We start from the raw sequence: 22,048 nt of genomic DNA, 5'->3' as shown, positions 1-22,048 counted from the left end.
ACGGGGATGGTTTGACCGGGTGATTATCTAATGTAATCACAATCCGCGAAAACTGAAAGTCGGGATGAGGGACAGGAACTTGGTTATCTTTGGACATGCCAACAGAAAATACACAACGATTTGGTGATCGCGTCGACAATTACGTACGCTACAGACCCCACTATCCAGAGGCAGTGTTGCACTATCTTCACGACAGCTTTGGTCTTGCACCCAGCCACACCGTTATCGACATCGGCTCAGGTACGGGCATTTCATCTGAGATGTTTTTAAAGAACGGCAATCATGTGATTGGTATTGAACCCAACGAACCGATGCGGACGCGGTCGCTGTCATTATTGAAGGATTACAGCCGCTTTGAGGCAGTTGACGGAACCGCCGAACAAACCGGGTTATCCGATGCATCAGCAGACTTCATTGTGGCGGGTCAGGCGTTTCACTGGTTTGACCGCGACCGCGCAAAGAATGAATTTCATCGCATACTCAAGCCGAACGGAGTCACCGTACTCATGTGGAATGAACGGCTCGTGGATACCGAGTTCGCGCGATTGTATGATCAGCTCATCATCGATCACGCCATCGACTACGTTACCGTCGACCATCGCAATATAGAACCAGCGATGATCGCAGCATTCTTTGCACCGGCGAAGTGCACGCTGAAGACTTTCGCTAACAGTCAGACGTTCGACTTCGAAGGATTAAAGGGAAGGCTGTCATCATCATCTTATGTTCCCAACGAGGGTCAGCCTGGTTATGCGCTAATGATCGAAGCATTGAAGGATCTGTTTAACCAATATTGCAAAGACGACGTTATCACGATAAACTACGATACTAATGTCTACGTGAGCCGGCGTGCCGAACTCTATTGAGCCCAAAAAGGTGCACCGTAGCAGGGCCCCTTTACCCTCATCCGGCCCTTACTACAGTTGCACCTGAAAAAGTACATTTATCTACGCCTCGGCTACCAGGCTACCCTCTGCTTACCGATCCACCTAGTTGTGTTACAATGTTACCCGTTGTGAAATTGCCGCCCGCATCGCCGGTTACATAAGTGCCGCCAGTATACAGACCGTTGAATTCTGTACCGTCTACCACTTCGCCCCCGGTGAAAATCGTGTATGTCTTGTTTAGCTCCAGGCGCGAGCCGCCAATCAACATCGTGTTAAAAGCAGTTGGCGCGAGAAATGTGACCACGTGTGTGCCATCCGTTGACACAACGGAAACTAGCTGGTTGTACTTGCCCGCTCCCATAATTACCGACGGAACCGAAGATGCATTCTGACTAGGTGCACTCGTCGCACCTCCAATGCCCACTACAATACCACCCGTTATCGCCAGTGTACGGGCATCGCAGTCAATACCCGCCTCCGGACCGCTCGCCCCTATCGCAATCACAATACCACCTGTTATCGTAAACGTCCCGTTCGAATCCATTCCATCATTGCCTGCACTATAGGAATAAACCATTCCACCATTGATATTGATGGCCTTGCCTGCATTCAATCCATCGTCCGTTGTGGTTGTTGTAATCGTACCGTCGTTAATCGTAAGAGTACTCTTACTTTCAATCCCCTCGCCTTCTGTCGAAATCACATTGATCTTTCCTCCGTTGATTGTCACGTAGGGATCGATGCTCTCGTCGCCATCTTCGTAGGACGCGGCGATGCCATCATCGGCTACGTTAAAATTGAAGTCACCAGCGTTGATGATGATGTGACCTTCCTCACAATCAATGCCATCGCTTGCTGCAGAGATTTTAAATGTGCCTCCATCGGCGATAAATGCCTCGTTCGCATGAATGCCGTCGGTGGCAGCACCAGCAACCTCGATATTTCCGCTTCGTACGCGAATGTAATCGTCGCTGACAATGCCATGTTTGTAGTTACCGATAACTGTCAGGCTACCTGCTCCACTGAATACCAGCTGTCCCTCGCTGAAGAAGGTTCCCTTCATGTCCTCGCTTGAGGTCGCGTACGTCTTGCCGTCGGTCAATCCATTCTCCGTTCCATCGGCGAGTACCACGAAAGCTGTCTTCGAAGATTGTATGTTGATGGCGGGCCCATCGCTGTTGGTAATCTGCACGCCATTGAGCGTGAGCTTAAACTTATTGTCACTATAGATTTTCACGGAACCATTCGAAGTAATTCCGCTTAGCTCGTAGGCCACTCCTTTTATTGTTGATGTAATAATTACATCTCCGTTATCATCGGCAATTTCGACGCCTGCACCCTGCAATGGATTCAGAATCTCAGTCGGACTGCCGAATGTGATCAGCACGGTTTTGTCGAATGTTGAATTCTCTATCAAATCATCATCATCGCTGCCGTTGTCATTCAGTCCTTCCGATATGCCAGGCACATACTCTGCACTTATCGCTACCGACTCGCCTTCGGTTACTGCCGGAGTGACTTCGTCATTGCTTGAACAACGCATGGCTGACAAGGCGTAAATGAAAATAATCATTAAGTAAATTGCTGCGGGCGTTTCATAACGCGACGCCTGCGCGGTGGTTTTGCTCTTCAATTGGCTCATTTCTCTCTCTCTTACCTGACGAAAAAACGATGCAACCAGCTCAATAAGTGTCACAATCTCTGGCATATGAGACGAGGGCCGGGAATGTGCAGCCAAGGAGGGAGAATGCCGATATCGGATGCCGGAAGTTACGAGGGACACGCGGCCCGCGATCCTAAATCAATGTTTCGATTTCGGACGCTCCTGCCCTGGATCGCACAGCAAATGAATCGCGGAGCGCTGTTATGATGCTTATTTCCCCTGGCACTGAGAGTGGCACGATTATTCACTAGTCAATGCAATTCCGATATCAGCAGTTGCCATCCGCCATGATCACGAACTACTTCACTCTCGCTGCCCGAACGATTCGCCGCTCAACATCTTACACACTTGTCAACGTGCTTGGGCTTACGTTCGGCATCACGTGTGCCATCATCATATTCTCACTGGTTCGTTACCATCTGTCGTTTGATACCTTTCATAACGACAGCGATCGTATATATCGCTTCGTTACGGAAGAGCATCGCGACGATGTAGAGTACGAATCTTCGGTGCCACCAGCCTTTGGTAAAGCATTTCGGGAAGACTATACTTATGCCGAAAAAGTGGCGAGAATCTGCGTTGCTAATTCCTTGCTCTCATTTGAAGATAAAGGGGCAACACATAAGTTCCAGGAAGATATCGCATTTGCCGACGCCTCTTACCTCGAATTATTCAACTTCCCTCTTGCCAGCGGCGTTAACGAACTTGATCAACCTGGTACGGCTGTTATTACAGAACGTGTAGCCAGAAAGTTTTTCGGCGATGAATCCGCTCTCGGAAAGGTAATACGATTCGAAAACAAAAGTGACTTTAGAATTCTGGGAACAATGGCCGACCTCCCCGGCAACACCGACTTACGGTCGGAGATCCTGCTGTCCTATTCGAATGTTAATGAACACAGCAAATGGTACGCCGCCGACGATGCATGGGGTGGTATAACGTCATCTATCAAGACATACGCACGGATGCGTCCGGGTGTGGACCCGGGTGAAGTTGAGAAGCATCTTGCAGACTATGTAAAGAAGTATCGCGCCGGCGCCAGCAATGTCCATCACTACAAACTACAACCACTGGCTGATGTTCACTTTAGTCCTCTTTACAATGGCGCAATATCGAAGACGATCCTGTGGGTACTTTCGATCATCGGTTTCTTCCTGGTCCTCACGGCATGCCTGAACTTTGTGAACCTCGCCACTGCGCAATCGGTGAGCCGGTCGCGTGAGGTCGGCGTGAGAAAGGCGCTCGGGGGATTGAGAACACAACTGTTCTGGCAGTTTACCCTGGAGACGGGAGTGATTGTATTCCTGGCCTTCTTTGTATCACTTGCTCTAGCCACTGCGTTGATCCCGATGGTGAACGAGCTGCTCGAAACGAAAATCAATATTAATCTGGCGGATGGTACCCTTTGGATATTTATGGCGCTGTTGATTGTTGCCGTTACATTCATGGCGGGGGCGTATCCTGGAATGGTGCTTTCAGGCTTCAGACCTGTTCAGGCTCTGAAAGGTATACAAGCCGGGGCCGAGACGTTAAACATCAGACGGGTTCTCATCACCACGCAGTTTTCTATTACTCACATGCTGCTTATCGGACTCATCGTCGTGCTGTCGCAGGTGAGCTACTTCCACAATACAGAACTTGGATATGAGCGTAAGGCCGTCGTGATGATTCCCATGGGATCTCATGACGAGAAGTCAAAGACGTTAAAAGAGCAGTTTCTGAGACTTCCCAATGTTGAGCACGTCACCCTGTGCTATTCGGCACCGGCCGCACCGTACAGTTGGGAAACATCATTTGGCTATGATCATCGTCAGGAAGACGAACCCTTTGGCTCCCGCTTTCAGGCGGGTGATGAAGATTATCTGAATACGTTTAAAATCGATCTTGTTGCAGGTCGCAATCTGCTTCCGTCGGACACCATAAAGGAGTTCCTCGTGAACGAAACGTTCGTAGCCAAGCTTGGCGAGACAAATGAAAGTGTCTTAGGAAAGAACATCGCGTTCAACGACCGGTACAATGGCAACATTGTAGGCGTGCTTGCCGATTATCATGATGAATCGCTGCACACTACGATCAACCCGGTGATGATGACGACATCACTCCACTACTCGAGTGTATACGCAGTGAAGATCAACATGAGCGAGGCAGGCAGTACCTTGGAGGCGCTGGATAAGACATGGTCGGCAATGTACCCGGAACAATTGTACGCTTACGATTTCCTGGATGATCAGACCGCAAAGTTTTATAAGACAGAAGATACGATGTTGGGCGTCATTGAAGTCTTTGCATTCATTGCATTGATTGTTGGATGCATTGGACTGTATGGACTGGCCTCATTCATGGCTTCGCGTAAGACCAAAGAAATTGGCATTCGCAAAGTTCTCGGAGGATCGATTCAGCATATCCTTTGGTTATTTGGAAGGGAGTTCGGTCTCCTTGTGTTGCTTGCCTTCCTGGTTGCTGCACCTGTCAGCGGCATGCTCATGACCTCGTGGCTGAGCAACTATCCCAATCGCATCGATATGGGCGCTTGGATATTTGCAGCGGATCTTTTGATCGTTGTAGTTGTTGTACTGATTACCGTAGGATTCCGTACGTTGAAAGCTGCCACAATGAACCCGGCCGGAGCGCTGAGGACGGAATAATAACGGGGATCGAGTGAGGAACAGTGTGAGAGCGAACAAGCAGGCTATACTGAGTTGCGCATGATCAATTGAAACGGATTTTTCACCTTTTCCCGCGAGTAGGTACGAACCATCTCCGCCATCGTCTTGCCCATCTGAAAAAAGTCCGTACTTAGCACTGAGATGCCTCCGGCAAGTATTTCTTTGAACGGGCTATCATTATAGGCAATGATGCCAATATTCTTGCCAAGCTTCAGGCTTTTTGCAGCAGCTTTCTTAATAACTTCTACCAGATCGGATTCCTCTATTACGATGTACAGTTCGCCAGGCGTCACACGCCGGTCGTTCGTGCATTCGATGATTTCTGACTCAAATGTCTCTTCATTACAAAAGCGCGTGAAACCTCTTCTAATACCGGCGCAATAATAACTCTCCGACGGAAACACCAGGACTAGTTTATTGTACTTCCTGATTTGATGAATACCAGTATATAGTGCAGCGTATATATCGTTTTCAAAATCCTCATAGACGCAGCCGTAAGTCCCGTGTATGCCGTCGAGATTCCTGTTTAGCAACAACAACCGGTCCTTTGGTATTTTATTGATTGCGGCAAGAATCTGAGTAGTCTCTTCAAGGAGGTGCGGCATGATTACATAGTGATCGTATTTGCCGATGTTCTCTATGATGATCTTTTCCAATATCCGGCTGTCGGACTGATGAATGTGCAAATCAACGGACGTGTCGCTATCGAGGTTGTGAACAAAGGAGTTATAGATCGCCTTCTTATGATCGCTTAGTTTATTAAGCACCAGCAATACGCGCCGGCCCGTGGGCGCATTGCCAGAAGTAACATAAAAGCCTTTACCCCGCACGGCAGCAATAACTCCGCGACGACACAATATTCTATATGCCTTCTCCACGGTATCCCGCGATAGAAAGAACTCTTCACTTGTTTCGTTGATAGACGGTATTCTGTCCCCTACTTTAACGATGCCTACCTGTATGTCAGAAACAATTGTATCTACTACCTGTTGATACTTCGGAATCTTTGAGTTCTGATCGATGTACAAAAATCCTTCAAACATAATTTCAATAACACGTTGTATGCTGCACTGTCCTGTGGAGAAATAGCTACATCATCCAATACTATGTTAAGCAATCTCTGAGAGTATATCAAGTAAAATTGTTACGCATTAGGTGCAGGTCAGAGCAGGATATGGGCTCTGAAAAACTACAAGGAATTTTATCGATGCTAACTAAATAACTAACGCATATCGGTTATGAAAAGATTTTTACTTCTAACCGTCTGTTCACTTTCGCTCACTGTTGTTACCGCACAGCAGCGCAACGTGACTGGTCGTGTAACAGACAGCAGTGATGATTCGCCTTTGCCAGGCGTTTCGGTTTTACTAAAGGGAACAAATACAGGCACTACAACGGACGGTAGCGGAACATATACGCTCGCTGTTGATGAGTCAGCTGTGCTGGTGTTTTCATTTATCGGATATGAGTCGCAGGAAGTTGTCGTGGGCACACGCACTACGGTCGATCTCGCCATGAAGCCATCTGTTAGTCAGCTCTCTGAAGTAGTGGTGATCGGATATGGTGAGAAGAGCCGCGCGATGCTTACCGAGTCCATCGGTACGATTGATTCCAAGGCGATCACGCAAATGCCGGTGGCTACACCTGAAGCTGCACTGCAGGGACGCATTTCGGGAGTTCAGATCACGAGTGTTGATGGAACACCAGGATCGCCTGTTGCCATACGCATCAGAGGCGTTGGCACCGTTGGCAATACGGCACCCCTATACGTTATAGATGGTGTGCCGGTGATGACATCCCTCGTGAACGGAAACTTTGATACCTCTCCCAACGCAAGCATACTTTCAACCATTAATCCCAGTGACATCGAAAGCATCTCTGTGCTGAAAGATGCTTCGGCCGCCGCCGTTTATGGAGTTCGCGCTGCGAATGGAGTGGTACTCATCACCACGAAGCGCGGGAAGTCCGGCGTCCCTAAAATTGCCTTCGACACCTACTTTGGCGTGCAAAATTTTCCCAAGCTTCCAAAGTGGAACAACACCGGTCAATATGTTTCCCTTACTGAAGAAGCCAATGCTAATTACAATTCATACAGAAACCTTAACCCAGGTGATGCAGGATATCTCACCATGCACCCCGATCTTCAACCAGGAAGCCCATATCTGAATGTGAACACCGACTGGCAGGATGCTGCGACGGTTACCAATGCACCCATCTTCAATTCGAATCTTTCAGTCTCCGGTGGAACGGAAGCTACGAACTATTTTGTGTCGCTGGGATATTTTGATCAGGAGGCACTGATTCCTCATTGGGATATGTCGCGCTATACATTTCGTGCGAACAGTGATTACAAGGTCGGAAAGAAATTCAAGTTCGGGCAGACGCTCACACTTTCCTATCAGGACACGAAGCGCGGATCAAACAATCAGGGAGATGGATTCATCTTTTCTTCCATTGCCAACATGCCTCCGTTCATGAGTATCTACGATGATCCAAACAATCCGATACCCGGCAACAGATACGGCTTTAACGGCAACCTCGATGTCGCTGGTCTTACGATGCAGAATCAATACGGCGTCAACACGATCGTCGACAACCACGACCGTTACTACCGTCTGTTGGGTGGTATTTATGCAGAACTTGAAATATTAAAAGGCCTTCGCTTTCGTTCGGCTGCGAACCTCGACTTCAGTTATAGCAACAACACAGGATGGAACCCGGGATACACTGCGCCGGAGATGGGTATAGCCAGACCTCAGGCTTACACGGTTACACGCGGCGAAGCGTATACGCAGGTATTTACAAATACACTCACATACACCACCAACTTCGGTGATCACAGTCTTAACGTTCTTGCCGGATTTGAATTCCAGAAACTTCGCGGTAGCGAACTTGGCGGAAGCGGCGAAAACTTTCTCAGCTCTGATCCCGACTATTACACCAGCGTAAAGAATGCCGGCACGTTGCGACCCGTCTATTCATCCGTCAGCAACAACGCGTTCGCCGGCTATATCGGACGCGTCTCGTACGACTACAAGACAAAGTACCTGTTAACAGTTTCCGTTCGTCGGGATGGAACTGCGCAATTTTCGGAAGCCAATCGGTGGGGAACGTTCCCTTCTTTTTCTGCTGCCTGGCGCGTTTCGCAGGAATCGTTTTTTTCCGACGTAGCAATTGTAAGCGACCTGAAAATTCGCGGCAGCTGGGGGCAATTGGGAAATTCGCAGACTTTCCCCTTCCCGCATCTAAGCCGTTACTCGGCAACTCCTGATTATGGCGTTGGCAATACAGGTGCGCAAGCGCCGGCACCCGTCAACTATGTTAACCCATCAATTAAATGGGAGACTGTAGAAACGCTGGACTTTGGCTTTGATCTTTCATTATGGGAGAACAAGGTCAGTCTGCTTGCGACCTACTACGACCGGAGGACGAAAGACTTTCTGTTCAGTTTGCCTATCCCGGCCGTTGCAGGCTTCACGCGTATGCCCGTGAATGCGGGAGAAGTCAGCAACCGCGGCGTTGAGCTTGAACTTGGATACAATACCACCTTTGGCAACGGACTTACCTTCAATGTTACCGGCAATTTCACGACCGTACGGAACAGGCTTGAGTCATTGGCGGAAGGCATCGAAGAGTTTAGCTCGGGCGACTATCGCACGGCCGTCGGCTATCCTATCGGTTACTTTTATGGCTATCAGATGACCGGAGTTTATCAGACACCGGACGAAGCAACGGCTGCCCTACCCGATGACTTTGCCGGCGCCACCAACCGACCTGGGGCCGGCGATGCCATTTTCCAGGACAACAACGGTCCCGCTGCTGACGACGCACCCGCAGGCAAGCAGTTCTCCGGAACACCCGATGGTAATATCACTCCGGAGGACCGGACTTTCCTTGGCAAAACAATTCCGGGATACTTCTACGGACTATCCATAAACGCCGGATACAAAGGATTTGATCTGTCTATACTTTTTCAGGGCGTTGGCGATGTGCAGATCTATAACGCTTTTCGCAGAGATGGTGAATCGCTTCTTGGGCTCGGACGAAACAATCTCAGCACATCGCAAAACCGATGGACAAGCAGTAATCCTACGAACGAAATGCCGAGGGCAATCTCCGGCGACCCCTATCAGAACGGACGATTCTCGAGCCGGTGGATAGAAGACGGCGACTTTCTCCGGCTAAGGAATGTGCAGATCGGATATACTCTTCCTTCTGCCTTACTGCAAAAGACAAAAGCACTCACACGCGCCCGCATATATGTTGCCGGCTCGAATCTTTTCAAGATCACTAATTACTCAGGTCTTGATCCAGAGGTAATGACCTATGGAACCAGCAGCACACACGTGCAGGCAAATACCGACCAGGCAAACATTCCTCAACCGAGAATCCTTCAGGCTGGCATTCAATTAGAATTTTGATCACGAACATTATGAAGAAGATATATATCTCTATTCTTTGCCTTGCCCTTTGTTTCATTCATACCCGATGTGAAAACCAACTGGACCTTGGGCCGGTTGGACAGCTAAGCGAAGATTCGTTTTATAACAACGAACGCGACTTCGAAGCAGGAACATATGGCGTATACTCTGCACTACTCACCCTGATGTGGAATGATCAATGGCTCAATGCGGAGTACCGGCCCGACGACGACATCATTCCCCCGAACAACAGCGCCGATACCAACGAAGACTTCGACTGGACGCCCACGAACGACGGCAACATTGCCTTTCTCTGGAACACTTGCTACATGGGTATATCGCGGGCCAATGTTGTACTCGATCGGCTGCCCGATGCTGCCGACTTTGCCGATGAATCGCAGAAACCGAGATTTGAGGGAGAGGCAAAGTTTCTTCGCGCGTACTTTCACTTCCTGCTCGCAATACATTACGGCACTCCTCCGGTCGTCGATAAAGTTATTGCCGGACCTGTTGATGCAACCAAGCTGCCGAACTCCGAGCCAGGACAAATATGGGACCTGATCATTTCCGACCTTACCGATGCGCAAACCATGCTGCCGGAATCACAGGGAGACGATCTGGGCCGGGCAAACTCCAACACTGCCACCGCCTTGCTGGGAAAGGTATACCTTTATCGCGCCCAATGGGACAATAATGCAACGTACTATCAGAATGCGAAAACCGAACTTACCAAACTGATTGGTAAGTACAGTCTTATTGAAAACTTCGGAGACAACTTCAGCGCTACTGCTGAAAACAATGCCGAGTCGATCTTCGAAGTTCAATTTGTATGGGGTACGGGCGACAATACCTGGTTGCCAACAGATTTTGGTTTGTCGGAAGATCAGAACGTTGGATCAGGAGCTTCACAGCGCTCGGTACATTTTCGTCCGGGCTGTTTTAACGGCGTATGTGCACCTGGTGCCAACGACAGTGGTTACGGAAACACGCATATAACGGCACCTCTACAGGCCGAATTTGAAGCCGGTGATCCGCGGCGCGTCGAAAGCATTTATCTTAATGGAGATGAATACGTTCACTCCGGCGGCGAGACGCCATTTAACAGTGCCTGGTCTGTGTCCGGTTCCACGCCGGCGAAATACATAAAGCATGACGATCCCAGCATTCCTGCCGGAAGACCGAACGCCACACTCAACAACGAGCGGGTGATTCGTTATGCTGACGTGTTATTGATGCTGGCGGAAACAAAACTATTGGGTGACAATGATGTCTCGGGGGCGGCTGAACTGATCAATGAAATACGACACCGTGCTGATCCAACGGATGCCATACTGGCGCCGCGCCCTGCCGGAGCAACGAAAGAACAAATGTGGTCGTTCCTTATGCATGAGCGGCGCGTCGAGCTTGCCGTTGAAGGACATCGCTACCATGACCTCGTGCGGTGGCATCGTGCCGGACTCATCAACATCAAGACAGATATAAATTTTGGCAGGGGTCCGGCTAATGCGAACTGGTCAGAGAAGAACCTGTTACGTCCTATTCCTCAGGCGGAACTGGATGTAAATGGCAATCTGCGGCAGAATGATCCGTACGTGGGTGGGTAGTTACAGTTTAACTTTTTAGTTTGGGTTTAGAGTGGGGTTGCCGGTTAACGCCGGTCCCTGCTCTTTTCGTTTTTCATCATCGTTTACAAGCCGGTACATCGTAACCGGGCCATCATTCCTGATCAGTGCAATGTACGTCTCCTTTCCCTGCAAGAGACGGATGGCGTTCACGGCTCCATCGGCCTTAAAATTCGTATTGCTGTTATCAACGATGCGCCAGTTCCCTTTTCCATCTCCAAACATGATCGTGCCGAGAGAGGCGTCGTAGCGTCCGAAGAGCGTCTCCTGATTATAGCTGTTGCCGACGGCGATGACATCGGAATGGCCGTCGTTGTTCAGTTCAGAGATAAGGAAGTCGTTCACCGTCGACAACTGTGCCTCTTCAGGCAACGGCTGCATGCGGAACTTCTTTCCGCCGTCATTCATAAGTACGCAAGTGGACAGCGTGTAGGCATAGCGTGGCTCGACACCGGCGAGTTCCTCTTCGCGAAATGCATTGGCAAATGATGTCGTTGCATATTTACCAAAAGTCTCAAACCTGCGTTTAAAGCCGGGCACCTGATCAATGAGCACCAGGCGATTGTGTAAAATGAACCTGTCCTGCTCTACCGGATTGTAGTAGTTGATGATCGGATCTACGGAGCCATTCCCGTCGAAGTCTTTGGCAACTATAGTAACCGGGTATTCACGCGAGGGATGAAAAAAACTGTTGGTGCCTGTGTTGCCGGCGAGAAGGTCCGGAAACCCGTCACTGTTGAAGTCACCGATGCGAAGGCAATTCCACCATCCATTAGAGGAGTCCAGGCCAAACCCGGACGTCTTGTTCAGGAATCGACTGCCATCGTTAATGAATACCGAAATCGGCGCCCACTCCCCAGCCGTAACCAGATCGGTTTTCTTATCGCCATTAACATCGATCCAAACGGCGTCGCTGATCATTCCAGCTTGCGCGAGGTCGGCGCCTATCGCGTCCGTTACGTCGGAAAATACGCCACCATCATTTCTAAGCAAAATGCTTCGTGGTGATTCCGGATACTTCCGCGGCGACAGACTGCCGGCAACGAAGAGGTCTGTGTCTCCGTCGATATCGTAGTCCGCAGCGATGACGCACTCACTTGAAGTTGTAATCAGCGGCAGATTCATAGCTTTGGCAAATTTGCCACTACCGTTATTGATAAATAACTGATGGGGTGCCGGATCATCCTGAGAACTTGCGCATGAAGAAGCCACATAAAGGTCAACGTCGCCGTCGTTGTCTGCGTCGAACATTACAGCAGCACCGTCTTCGCGCGAGGAATCTATTGGCAACGGTGTTTGCTTAAATCCACCGGGAGAATACAGAAACAGTTTTCCTGCGACTCCCTTCTCGCCTCCGATGAAAAGGTCATCGAATTTGTCGCCGTTCACGTCGCCTACGGCAACGCAGGGCCCGGACTGGCTGAGTTCGTGCAGGAGCGTGCGGGTCAACTTGATATCGGAGGGACTTTTCTCTTCGTGCGTATAGGCCAGGAGTTTTACCTGCTCGAACCATATGGCGCTCCTCCGGGCCGAGGATACATTTTCGACTTTGGCGTTACTGTTCAGCCTATCATCACCCTTCGATAGACCATCGTTCTTCGCCATTGCATCCCTTTTTGAAAAGGTAATCAATGTATCTGCCGGGACGTCGCGCAGAACAAGCTCTTTCCCATCAATCCATATGATACTTATCGAATCAACTTTCTCAACACCTCCGAGCCCGGCATGAACAATTGGCGAAACAGAAGATTGAAACCCGCGATAAGGAGTCACTTCAAAGTACTGCACACTGTCATGAGTGTAGATCCGGATCTTTTGATTCCATTCAGCTGTGTCGAGGGACTTCAGCTTGAGGTAGTGCGCACCGGCATACTTGTGTTCAGCATCTTTATATTTTGCAGTTGTATTGTTCTCATAGAGAATTACCTCCTGATCAATGTTATTCGTTACCAGATCCACATCACCATCGTTGTCGAAGTCGGCATAGGCGGCTCCGTTTGAGAATGTGGGCAGGTCAGTGCCCCATTCCTTAGTCACGTCATCAAATGCAAGTCTGCCTTTATTACGGAATACATAATTGTTCAGCTTTACTTCCGGTAGTTTTTCAAGTTCTGCATTAAAGTGCGACTGGCGACGTTCTGCTGTGCCGAACGGACTTGCACCTTTCAGGCCAAAGAAAATGAAGTCGAGGTCGGTAACATCCTTCCGGTATCCATTGGCAATGAAGAGATCTTTCCTTCCATCGTTGTCCAGATCGATCAGCAGCGGTGCCCAGCTCCAGTCGGTGCTGCTGATGCCTGCTTCGAACGCTACCTCACTGAAACGGATGGTGCTATCGGAAAACATGCCGCGATTCATCTGCAGTGTGTTCCTCATATACTGCGGCTGATAACCCATGTCCATTGCCATGTGGAAGTGATCGTAGTTCTGGCCGGGAGTCATCATCTTCATGCGTTTGTGACCGGGAGGAAGCATATCGACTACGATGATATCGGAACGAGCGTCGTTGTTGAAGTCGGCGATGTCGACGCCCATGCCGTTGTGTGTTTGATGCGACAGATAGTCTGCGGCCATGTTTTTAAAAGTGCCGTTGTGCTGATTTATCCAGATGAGGTCGTTCGACATGAAATCATTGGCTACATAGACGTCGGGCCAGGAGTCGTTATTCAGGTCGCAGATGCCGACGCCAAGACCGTAGCCTTCGATGAGGATACCGGCATCACGGGATATGTTGATGAAGGTGCCGTCGCCGTTGTTCCGATAGAGGCGATCGGTGCTGGAGGCTTCGCCATTGATGCGCTTAGGGCGAAGGTTGTTCCGGTTAAAGGATTCAAGCGCGTTGGTGACCAGATAAAGATCGGGATCACCGTCTTTGTCATAGTCGAGAAAGGCGCCCATGGTTCCATAGCCATCGTCGTCGAGTCCGAAACTGCGGGCAGATTCAACAAATTCCGGAACGCCATCTTTGATGCCCTTGTTGACGAACAGCAGATCGCGGGTGTTATCAACGCCTGCCCTACCCGCAACAGCCAGGAACACGTCCAGTAGTCCGTCCTGGTTGATGTCGATGACCGAGACACCGGTCACCCAGCGATCTGTTGTAATTCCTGCTTGTTTGGATACATCGCGGAATTTTAGTTTCCCCTCGTTAAGGTAAAGACGAGAGGACACCTGGTTGCCGCCGAAGAAAAGGTCTTCTAGTCCATCGTTGTTGAAGTCGCCGACGCCCACACCGCTACCGTTGTATATGTATTCGTAAGTGAGAGCGTTAAATGAGTCTGTGGTGATGATCGTGTTTTGAAAGTCTATACCCAGCGCGCCACCGTAATGGATTGTGAATCGCTTTTTATTAGTGTCGCCACAATTGACCAGGATAGCGAGCACAAAAAGTCCCATGATGACTCTCGTCATAATGTTCTTAAGACGCGGCAATCGCCTGCTGTCAGACAAGTAGTAGAACGTAAATAACCGCACTTGCTGTTGGCTTAAGTGGTAAGAACAAGCAGCAATTTACTTCGGTCCGCTATAGCCAGGTGTCATGTTGTGTACAGTATTTGGCAAGCTGGATCGCAAGGGTATTTCCGTCGTGCCCGATAATAAAATCCGGTCAAAAATTGCATCATTTTTTTGTGCCTAACTTGCTCAAATGGCACCTAAATTGCTTAGATTAATGACTCAAAAAGCGCGGTATGAAAAGTCATCATATGCGATTTTGAGCTGATTTCGCACATCAGAATGCTGAAACGTAGTTGTAAGAGGGTTCAAAAACCCGTTTTTTTTCGTCTATTTAGCATTTCATATCCTAAAAACGCGTTTTCCAAGCTAATTAAGCATAAAACAAACATCGAGTACGAAAGTCGGACGATACTCTGACGAAAGACTGTCGAAATAATTTTAGGAATATTTGCTTGATGTGTTACTGCAATCTTATTAACATTATGTATGGCTATCATCAATGGAAATCCGGCAGTCAATGGTGCATCTGGCACTGTAGGCAAACTCGTATACAAGCGCTGGCGGGGTAAGATCGTCCTTGCCAATAAACCGGGCAGGCGAAAGAGGACAACGGAAAAGCAACGCGATAATCAGGATGATTTCAGATCGGCTGTCCGATGGGCCAAAAGCGTGTGCAAAATTCCCGAGACGAAGGCCATGTACGCTAAAGGCATCAATGACAAAAAACACAGTGCAAATGCCGTTGCTCTTAGCGACGCCCTTAACCCACCCGAAATCCGTGAGATCGATATACTCACCTATACAGGTGCTCCCGGAGAACTCATTAGAGTGCGTGCTTTTGATGACTTTAAGGTGAAGTCGGTGTCGATCACTATTACTTCGGCCGACGACAACATCATCGAAAATGGTGAAGCACAACCCAGAGGTAAAAAAGGCCTTTGGCGAATGACCACTACGGTAAGAAATGCCAACGCTCCGGGTACTGTTTTTACTGTTTTCGCCAGGGACTTTGCTGGCAATTTGACCACAAAAAAAGCAACCATACCGGTAGCCGGTGGGAAGCCAATATCATCTGAAGGATCGCCAATTACCATTAACGACAAGAAACAGGTTATTAATGAAACAACGGGCAAAAAGGCTACAACCCGGGTAGTTGGCTCTTTCGTCAAAAAGACCTCTACGCGGAAGCCATCCACGACTTCAGGCGAGCTTTCAACTACTTCATCCGGGATTGAAAGTACGCTGGACAAGCCAGGAGAAATGACTGTCAGCCAATCGCCAGGCCCGGAAAATGAATCTGATATAACTCATCATGTTCCCAAGCCGGTTGCCCCTGGTCAAATGGTATACAGAAAAGCAACAAGGCACGATCTGCCTTCCATTGTTGGTCTGCTAGCCAATGACATGCTGGGTAAACAGCGTGAGAAGTTTCAGGACCCGTTACCGAAAGAATACTACAATGCATTCGAGCGAATCAGTGCCGATGTCAACCAGGAATTGATCGTTGTTGAAGATGACCAGTCAGAAGTTGTCGGTACAATGCAACTGAGTTTTATTCCGTACCTGACTTATCAGGGTGGTATTCGCGCGCAGATAGAAGCCGTACGGGTCAGGGAAGATCTGAGAGGTGGTGGACTGGGACAAAAGATGTTTGAATGGGCAATTGAAAGATCAAAGGAACGAAATGCTCACCTGCTTCAGCTCACCACAGACAAGCAACGACCTGATGCCATAAGATTCTATGAGAGACTTGGATTCAAGGCATCGCATGAAGGAATGAAGATGTCACTTTGAGAAGTGTCATACCCCTTCCGTTATCTTTGTATAGACGGCCAATGGCACCCGGGAAGTTAGCTATGATGAGTTTAGCAGAGCATTAAAAGAAAAGTATAGTTGAGCGTATGAGACAGTTCGTTTTCCTATCGTTGCTAATACCATTCCTTTCTCACGGACAAACTCTCTATTCAGGCCCTGGCAACTACGACCACAAATGGTTTCTAAAAATCAATCCCGACAGCTCGATTGTTCTTTTACGCAATATCCAGGACAGTGGCTTCGATGAGTATCTCGGAAGGATTTCAAGGAAGAATGATTCGCTGTTTGTTGTTAAAGTGAAATTACACTTCGAACAGGAGCCCTGCCTATCAATTAACGAATCAGCTTTATACATCCATTTTGATTCAATTTACAGCAGGAAAATTGGTAAGGTTGCGATCGTCTATTCCAATTCTGAAAGTGTTACTATTCCCGTAAACAATCGTACTAAAATTGAAGTCCCGTTAAGCAACAAGATTTCCCGGAGCAACTCTGACAAAGAATTCTTTTATGTTACCGCCAACCATAAGAATCCCATTGACAACAGTGAGATGAGGACTCATTACAAGAACAAAGACAGCTATTGTCTTGGGTTCCGCCAGGGAGAAAGTGAAACCTTTCGGGTTATTATTAAGGATGATAAAGTCCGAAAATTCGGCAAGGTTGGAAGTATTCCCAATTTCACCCTTTCGAAAATTAGTGACTAGGTGCTGGTATTGAGGCGTTCAAACAGGCACTTTTGGTTTACGGTAAAGTACTTGATTAATTGCAAGCTCTTCGATAATCAAACCATTCACGTTATGAACCAATGTTCTCTTCTGTGCATTTGCGTATGCCTTGTATCGCTTCTGTCACGGTGCTCAAACGACAAAACGACAAGCCGCGCCGAGATCAAATCCGAGATCGAACGGATTCTCAAGATTCAAGAGGATGCATACGGCAATCATTCAGAGCACGTGCTTGAGCAAGTGAAAGCCACGTGTATGGACAGCCTCGTGTTCGTTGGAGGAGACACTGGCGGCATGGTGGCTTCAGCAGACTTCTATGTACATGACCTGGCGGATGGATATATGATCAAACCACACGATTACCATTTTCAGATCTATGATGATATGGTCATTGTCAGTTCGGTTCATCAGGGTTACAAACTATTAAGCAACGATACGCTATTACTCAACTCGCGTTCTACAAAGATATTCACCCGCGATGGCGACACATGGAAGATGGCTTATGTTACCTATGCTCCGCTTCCGGTGATGTACAATAAAATTCCAACCGTTGCTGAGAGTGTACTTAAGCGTTATGAGGGTAAGTACCGACTTGACTCCTCGACCGTTGAAACTGTATCTGTACGAGACGGCAAGCTGATCTCAACCATCGGAGCAAGCGATGTAACAGAACTCATTCCGTACAACGACTCGACGTTTCTGATTGACGGGGTCTTTGGGAAGTCGGTGTTTGTGAAAGGTAAGGACGGTCGCGCGACGGGTTACTATTACGAATGGACCGACGGACAGCGGATAAGTTTTCCGGCGGTTAAATAGATCTAGGCCAATATGCCCCCCTAAAAGCCAAGCAAAGGCCAGACAAGGCACAGGATAGAACAGGACAAATTTGCCCTTACAATCGAGTATATATCCGGGTATGAAAAGTCACCTGCTGTTTCTAAGAATATCCATCCTCTTTTTTCTTTTTCAATTCAAAGCCACGCTCGCCCAGGACCCCACTCCTATTCTGGCCAGAGTCAGCGAGCCGTATCCATCAAATGCTTCTGTTACTTCAGCCCGACCGTTGGACAAGCTGGTGCTGGCGAACGTCAACGGTGCGGTTACTGTAAAAGACGGAAATGGAAATGTCTATTTCACAGCAAAGGCAGGTTCAGCAGTTGTGTTTAGCGTAGGCGGTGCGTTGGGTAAACATACCGTATTCGTCACCGATCGTAAGGAAACAAAGGAGCTGTTTTCGTTCACTGTTGACGCTGCAACGCGTATTGATGACGGCGGGAAATATTCATCCATGTTCGACCTCTTCGAGCGCAGTATGCAGACAGACACCGGCAGCGTGCGATGGAACGGGAAGCGATTCCGATATTTTGTTCCCTGGGGACTCGATCATTTTCATACGATGAAAGGGCTGCAATACTTCTACGATTTCGGTACCGAGTTCGTCGACCTGATGCGGGAGGCACAACGCGACGATGGCATGATCTGGAGCTTTGTCGAGCACATGCCCATGGACTACTTCCGCACGAGAGATGCGACAACCGGATACACGGAAAAGATCAAAGACAAGTATTTTGTTCGTCAGCCTACGGAGAACCATCCCGAATACATTTTCGTCGAGACCATCTATCAGTGCTGGAAGGCCGGTGGCAACAAGGAATGGATGATGAAGAATCTCGACGCAGCGTCGCGTGCGTTGAACTATTGCGTTACTGATCCGGCGAGATGGAGTGAGCGGTTCAAGCTGCTAAAGCGCGTATATACTATCGACTCGTGGGACTTCCAGGTAGAGGATGAATACTTGCCCGACCTGGGTATGACGAACACGATGATCATCGATCCTAAGAAGTCAAAGTTCGGCATCTTCTTTGGCGACAACATTGCCTACATAGCTGCATGTCGAGAGCTGGCGGAAATGTACGATGTGTCCGATCGGCGGGAGGAGGCAGACAATTTCCGTATGCGGGCAACCGAAATGGAAAAGCGATTGAATGAGTTGGCATGGAACGGTAAGTTCTATACGCACTTCATTGAAGAAGACCCAAAAGTGGTTAGAAAACTCGGAGTAGATGAGAAGAGTCAGTTAGCGCAATCAAATGCTTATGTAACTAATCTCGGCGTCGGGCGCGACAAGTCCCGGTCAATCACTGAAACGTATATCAAACTAAAAGACAATCTGCCCGTCGGTTCTCCGGGTGAATGGTATGCGATCTATCCACCGTTCGAAAAAGGTTTCGAACTTCATAATGCAAAGTGGCAATATATGAATGGCGGAGTTGGCGGGCATGTAGCCGGTGAGTTGGCACGCGGCGCATTTGAAAACGGGTATGAACAATATGCTTCTGACATTCTTGATCGGATGTATGCTCTCGGCAAAAAATACAACAACAAGATTTACTTCTCGTATACCGGGTCTATTCCTCCTCCTCCTCCACCGCCGCAGTTTAAGACGATCGATCTTCGGGCGCTGGCCAACATGGACACCTGGGACAAGGGTGGCAAAGGATCCATACCCTGGATGGAAGTAAAGCGCGCCGGCGACGACCTGCGAAATCTGCCGACGGGTGAACAGGTGCTCGGTAACATACGGTTTGATGTTATTGATCCGGTTAAGTCCAATCGAAAGGCTGTTGTAGCCGTGGCGAAACGGAAGGGATATCCTGTGTCTGTTGAAGTGCCCGTGAACCGCACGGCGCAATCCATTTACTTCCTGCATACATCGGGAAAGCCGACGTCGGAGAATGTTTCCGGTTCGATATCCATCGTGTACGAGGACAACTCAAAGGCTACGCGGTATATGATCATGGGAAAACAACTCACCTACTGGTGGTTTTCACAGCTTCAGACGACCCACTCTGGCATTGCCTGGTATGGTAACAATGATATCAGCAAAGGCATTGGACTAAGCTGGTGCGCGATCGACAACCCATATCCTGACAAGAAGATTTCAAAGATTATACTTCAATAGGCCGAGGATGAGACCATCTACACCGTATTGGCAATGTCGTTGTCAGACCAGAAACACTATGTGCCAGTAAATCCCGTGAGCTATGGCGGACCTGACAACTGGGCAGCAGCGACAAACATGGCTGCTTTGGTGGAAGGGCTGTGTGGCGTGAAGGATTCGCCCTCAACGGAAGCGTATACTGAACCTACGGTCGCACTGCGGTGGAACCTCACCAAAACGGATACCGTGCAGGTGACCATCCGTTACGCAGCGTCCGACGGTTACGTGGCGTATCGATATGTGAATGATGTGGCGAACAACCGGATCAGCGTTGAGTCGACAGGAAATGCAAAGGCGATCAGGTATCATTTACTGTTACCTGAGGGGGCGTCTAAGGCAATCGTTGTGGAGAATGGAGTTCCGTTGAAGACAGAACGATCCGCGGTTGGTTCGTCGGAATATGTGGATTTTAAAATGAATTCGGATAAGGTGATGAAGTTTGAGGTGAGGTATTGAATTGTTGCCTGTAATAGCTCTGATCTGCGTCGGGGGTACATTTGGCTGGATCATTAATACGGGAAGTCCTGCCTGCGTTTTTGCGGAGAAATTTGAATAGGTTGAATTTTTCATTCATCTTGCGCGCAAGGAAACCCTCGTTAACTGATTAGCTTTTATTTGTGTCTCGTTTTTTCTTCTCTGCCGTCTGCGTAGCGGCATTAACCCTGTTTTCAATCAAGGTACATTCTCAAAACAATTTCCAGCCGGGCAAAGTTGTCATGCATTCAGGTGATAGTCTGAGCGGCATGATAGACGATCAGCTTTGGCGGGAAAATCCGACAACAATCCTTTTTAAGGACCAGGGCGGCAACACTAAGTCATTTGCAGCAACCGACATCGACAGATTCTCGGTATCGAACAAGGAATACGAAAGCATGCGGCTCAGGTATGATTCATCAGGTCATTCGCGTAAGCCGACGACCAGTTCGCTGCCACAGTTCAAAACGTCACATGTATTTGCAGAGCTGCTGATACGGGGGCCAATCACCCTTTATAGGTTCGAAGAACGAAACAACCATATACACTATATTGTTTCTACCGGCGGTAACATTCAGGAATTGGTCAATCATGAATATGAACACGATGGTTTAAAGCAAACCAACAAGACGTACATCAGTCAACTGAAATCAATTATGTCGGACTGCAGTTCTGTAAGTGTAAGTGACCACCTACGATACGAGCAGCAAAGCCTTACCAAAATTGTAGAGCAATACAACCAATGCAAAGGCAGCAGCAGTGTCAGGACGAAAACCGATAAACACATTGATGATTTTGGCGTAGCAGGTTCAATAAGTTCCGATCAATTGGGCGGTTCATCAGCATTTGCAGCAAGCATGGGATACGGCGTGATGGGATTTTGGAACCATAAGTTTCCCGGGCGTCTGTATCGTTGGTCGATCTATTCCGAACTGGGATATCGAAAATTTGGTGATCAGAAAAACGAAGCAAAGCCTTATCAGTATGAGATTTCTTCGTTGAAGTTGACCATTATGGGCAGGAGACACTTCAATGTTGGAGGTGCGCGGGCATTCTATAATCTGGGACTTGGTTACAGCATGGGGCTGACGGATGAAAACAAGTATTTAACCACCAACAGAGTAACAGAAATCGATTCAGAATTTATCAGTGGCGTTATAGGACTCGGCAGCTACATCAATTATAAGTCAAAGGGACCGAGAGTGATTCTAGATGCAAGATTTGAGTATGGCAGTGGCGGTAACTTTGACACGACTGTAACCAAACATTCGTGTATGGCGCTTGGAGTGGCCATAGAGTTTTGACAAACGCAATC

Annotated in this window: 13 protein-coding genes; 10 read left to right on the top strand and 3 right to left on the bottom strand. The window is 48.5% G+C overall.

The annotated features are described in order from the left end of the window. Window positions 1-95 precede the first annotated feature (95 nt). Window positions 96-866 carry a class I SAM-dependent methyltransferase gene (locus WBG78_RS26260; protein WP_337329492.1) on the top strand — a complete coding sequence of 257 codons (771 nt, stop codon included), beginning with the start codon at window positions 96-98 and terminating at the stop codon, window positions 864-866. A 100-nt stretch (window positions 867-966) separates the two neighbouring features. On the opposite strand, the gene WBG78_RS26255 is transcribed toward WBG78_RS26260, so the two are convergent. Further along, the gene (locus WBG78_RS26255; RefSeq protein ID WP_337329491.1) at window positions 967-2,595 is read right to left on the bottom strand and encodes a carbohydrate-binding domain-containing protein; all 1,629 of its coding nucleotides are present in this window, start codon (window positions 2,593-2,595) and stop codon (window positions 967-969) included. A 209-nt stretch (window positions 2,596-2,804) separates the two neighbouring features. Between WBG78_RS26255 and WBG78_RS26250 the strand changes: the two genes are divergently transcribed. Next, a complete protein-coding gene (locus WBG78_RS26250) occupies window positions 2,805-5,195 on the top strand; it encodes an ABC transporter permease (protein WP_337329490.1) in 2,391 nt (796 codons plus the stop codon). 44 nt (window positions 5,196-5,239) lie between these two features. Here WBG78_RS26250 and WBG78_RS26245 read toward each other — a convergent pair whose 3' ends face one another. Continuing rightward, complete coding sequence (locus WBG78_RS26245) at window positions 5,240-6,259, bottom strand: GntR family transcriptional regulator (RefSeq protein WP_337329489.1); 1,020 nt, start codon at window positions 6,257-6,259, stop codon at window positions 5,240-5,242. Between the two features lie 195 nt (window positions 6,260-6,454). On the opposite strand from WBG78_RS26245, the gene WBG78_RS26240 reads away from it, so the two are divergent. Next, window positions 6,455-9,637, top strand: a complete 3,183-nt coding sequence (locus WBG78_RS26240; RefSeq protein ID WP_337329488.1) for a SusC/RagA family TonB-linked outer membrane protein — start codon at window positions 6,455-6,457, stop codon at window positions 9,635-9,637. Window positions 9,638-9,648: 11 nt separating this feature from the next. Further along, window positions 9,649-11,241, top strand: a complete 1,593-nt coding sequence (locus WBG78_RS26235; RefSeq protein WP_337329487.1) for a RagB/SusD family nutrient uptake outer membrane protein — start codon at window positions 9,649-9,651, stop codon at window positions 11,239-11,241. Window positions 11,242-11,256: 15 nt separating this feature from the next. Here WBG78_RS26235 and WBG78_RS26230 read toward each other — a convergent pair whose 3' ends face one another. Beyond that, on the bottom strand, window positions 11,257-14,670 hold the full coding sequence (locus tag WBG78_RS26230) for a VCBS repeat-containing protein (protein WP_337329486.1): 3,414 nt from the start codon (window positions 14,668-14,670) through the stop codon (window positions 11,257-11,259). Window positions 14,671-15,201: 531 nt separating this feature from the next. On the opposite strand from WBG78_RS26230, the gene WBG78_RS26225 reads away from it, so the two are divergent. The 6 genes from WBG78_RS26225 to WBG78_RS26200 all read left to right on the top strand — a co-directional run bounded on the left by WBG78_RS26225 (window position 15,202) and on the right by WBG78_RS26200 (window position 22,037). Further along, window positions 15,202-16,509, top strand: coding sequence for a GNAT family N-acetyltransferase (locus tag WBG78_RS26225; protein ID WP_337329485.1), 1,308 nt, complete (start codon window positions 15,202-15,204; stop codon window positions 16,507-16,509). Between the two features lie 107 nt (window positions 16,510-16,616). Continuing rightward, window positions 16,617-17,237 carry a hypothetical protein gene (locus tag WBG78_RS26220; RefSeq protein WP_337329484.1) on the top strand — a complete coding sequence of 207 codons (621 nt, stop codon included), beginning with the start codon at window positions 16,617-16,619 and terminating at the stop codon, window positions 17,235-17,237. A 93-nt stretch (window positions 17,238-17,330) separates the two neighbouring features. Next, complete coding sequence (locus tag WBG78_RS26215; RefSeq protein ID WP_337329483.1) at window positions 17,331-18,074, top strand: nuclear transport factor 2 family protein; 744 nt, start codon at window positions 17,331-17,333, stop codon at window positions 18,072-18,074. Window positions 18,075-18,174: 100 nt separating this feature from the next. After that, window positions 18,175-20,220: a hypothetical protein gene (locus WBG78_RS26210; protein ID WP_337329482.1), complete on the top strand. Its 2,046-nt coding sequence runs from the start codon at window positions 18,175-18,177 to the stop codon at window positions 20,218-20,220. A gap of 33 nt (window positions 20,221-20,253) precedes the next feature. Next, window positions 20,254-20,715: a hypothetical protein gene (locus tag WBG78_RS26205; protein ID WP_337329481.1), complete on the top strand. Its 462-nt coding sequence runs from the start codon at window positions 20,254-20,256 to the stop codon at window positions 20,713-20,715. Between the two features lie 161 nt (window positions 20,716-20,876). Continuing rightward, entirely contained in the window at window positions 20,877-22,037 is a 1,161-nt protein-coding gene (locus WBG78_RS26200) for a hypothetical protein (RefSeq protein ID WP_337329480.1), read from the top strand. Window positions 22,038-22,048 lie beyond the last annotated feature (11 nt).

This window comes from Chryseolinea sp. T2 (assembly GCF_037203685.1).
In the GTDB taxonomy this organism is placed as follows: domain Bacteria; phylum Bacteroidota; class Bacteroidia; order Cytophagales; family Cyclobacteriaceae; genus Chryseolinea.
This window is presented reverse-complemented; position numbering and strand designations above follow the sequence as displayed.

Coding starts and splice junctions, on each gene's coding strand:
- WBG78_RS26260 (WP_337329492.1), top strand. CDS start 96: ATGCCAACAGAAAATACACAACGATTTGGTGATCGCGTCGACAATTAC.
- WBG78_RS26255 (WP_337329491.1), bottom strand. CDS start 2,595: ATGCCAGAGATTGTGACACTTATTGAGCTGGTTGCATCGTTTTTTCGT.
- WBG78_RS26250 (WP_337329490.1), top strand. CDS start 2,805: ATGCAATTCCGATATCAGCAGTTGCCATCCGCCATGATCACGAACTAC.
- WBG78_RS26245 (WP_337329489.1), bottom strand. CDS start 6,259: ATGTTTGAAGGATTTTTGTACATCGATCAGAACTCAAAGATTCCGAAG.
- WBG78_RS26240 (WP_337329488.1), top strand. CDS start 6,455: ATGAAAAGATTTTTACTTCTAACCGTCTGTTCACTTTCGCTCACTGTT.
- WBG78_RS26235 (WP_337329487.1), top strand. CDS start 9,649: ATGAAGAAGATATATATCTCTATTCTTTGCCTTGCCCTTTGTTTCATT.
- WBG78_RS26230 (WP_337329486.1), bottom strand. CDS start 14,670: ATGACGAGAGTCATCATGGGACTTTTTGTGCTCGCTATCCTGGTCAAT.
- WBG78_RS26225 (WP_337329485.1), top strand. CDS start 15,202: ATGGCTATCATCAATGGAAATCCGGCAGTCAATGGTGCATCTGGCACT.
- WBG78_RS26220 (WP_337329484.1), top strand. CDS start 16,617: ATGAGACAGTTCGTTTTCCTATCGTTGCTAATACCATTCCTTTCTCAC.
- WBG78_RS26215 (WP_337329483.1), top strand. CDS start 17,331: ATGAACCAATGTTCTCTTCTGTGCATTTGCGTATGCCTTGTATCGCTT.
- WBG78_RS26210 (WP_337329482.1), top strand. CDS start 18,175: ATGAAAAGTCACCTGCTGTTTCTAAGAATATCCATCCTCTTTTTTCTT.
- WBG78_RS26205 (WP_337329481.1), top strand. CDS start 20,254: ATGTCGTTGTCAGACCAGAAACACTATGTGCCAGTAAATCCCGTGAGC.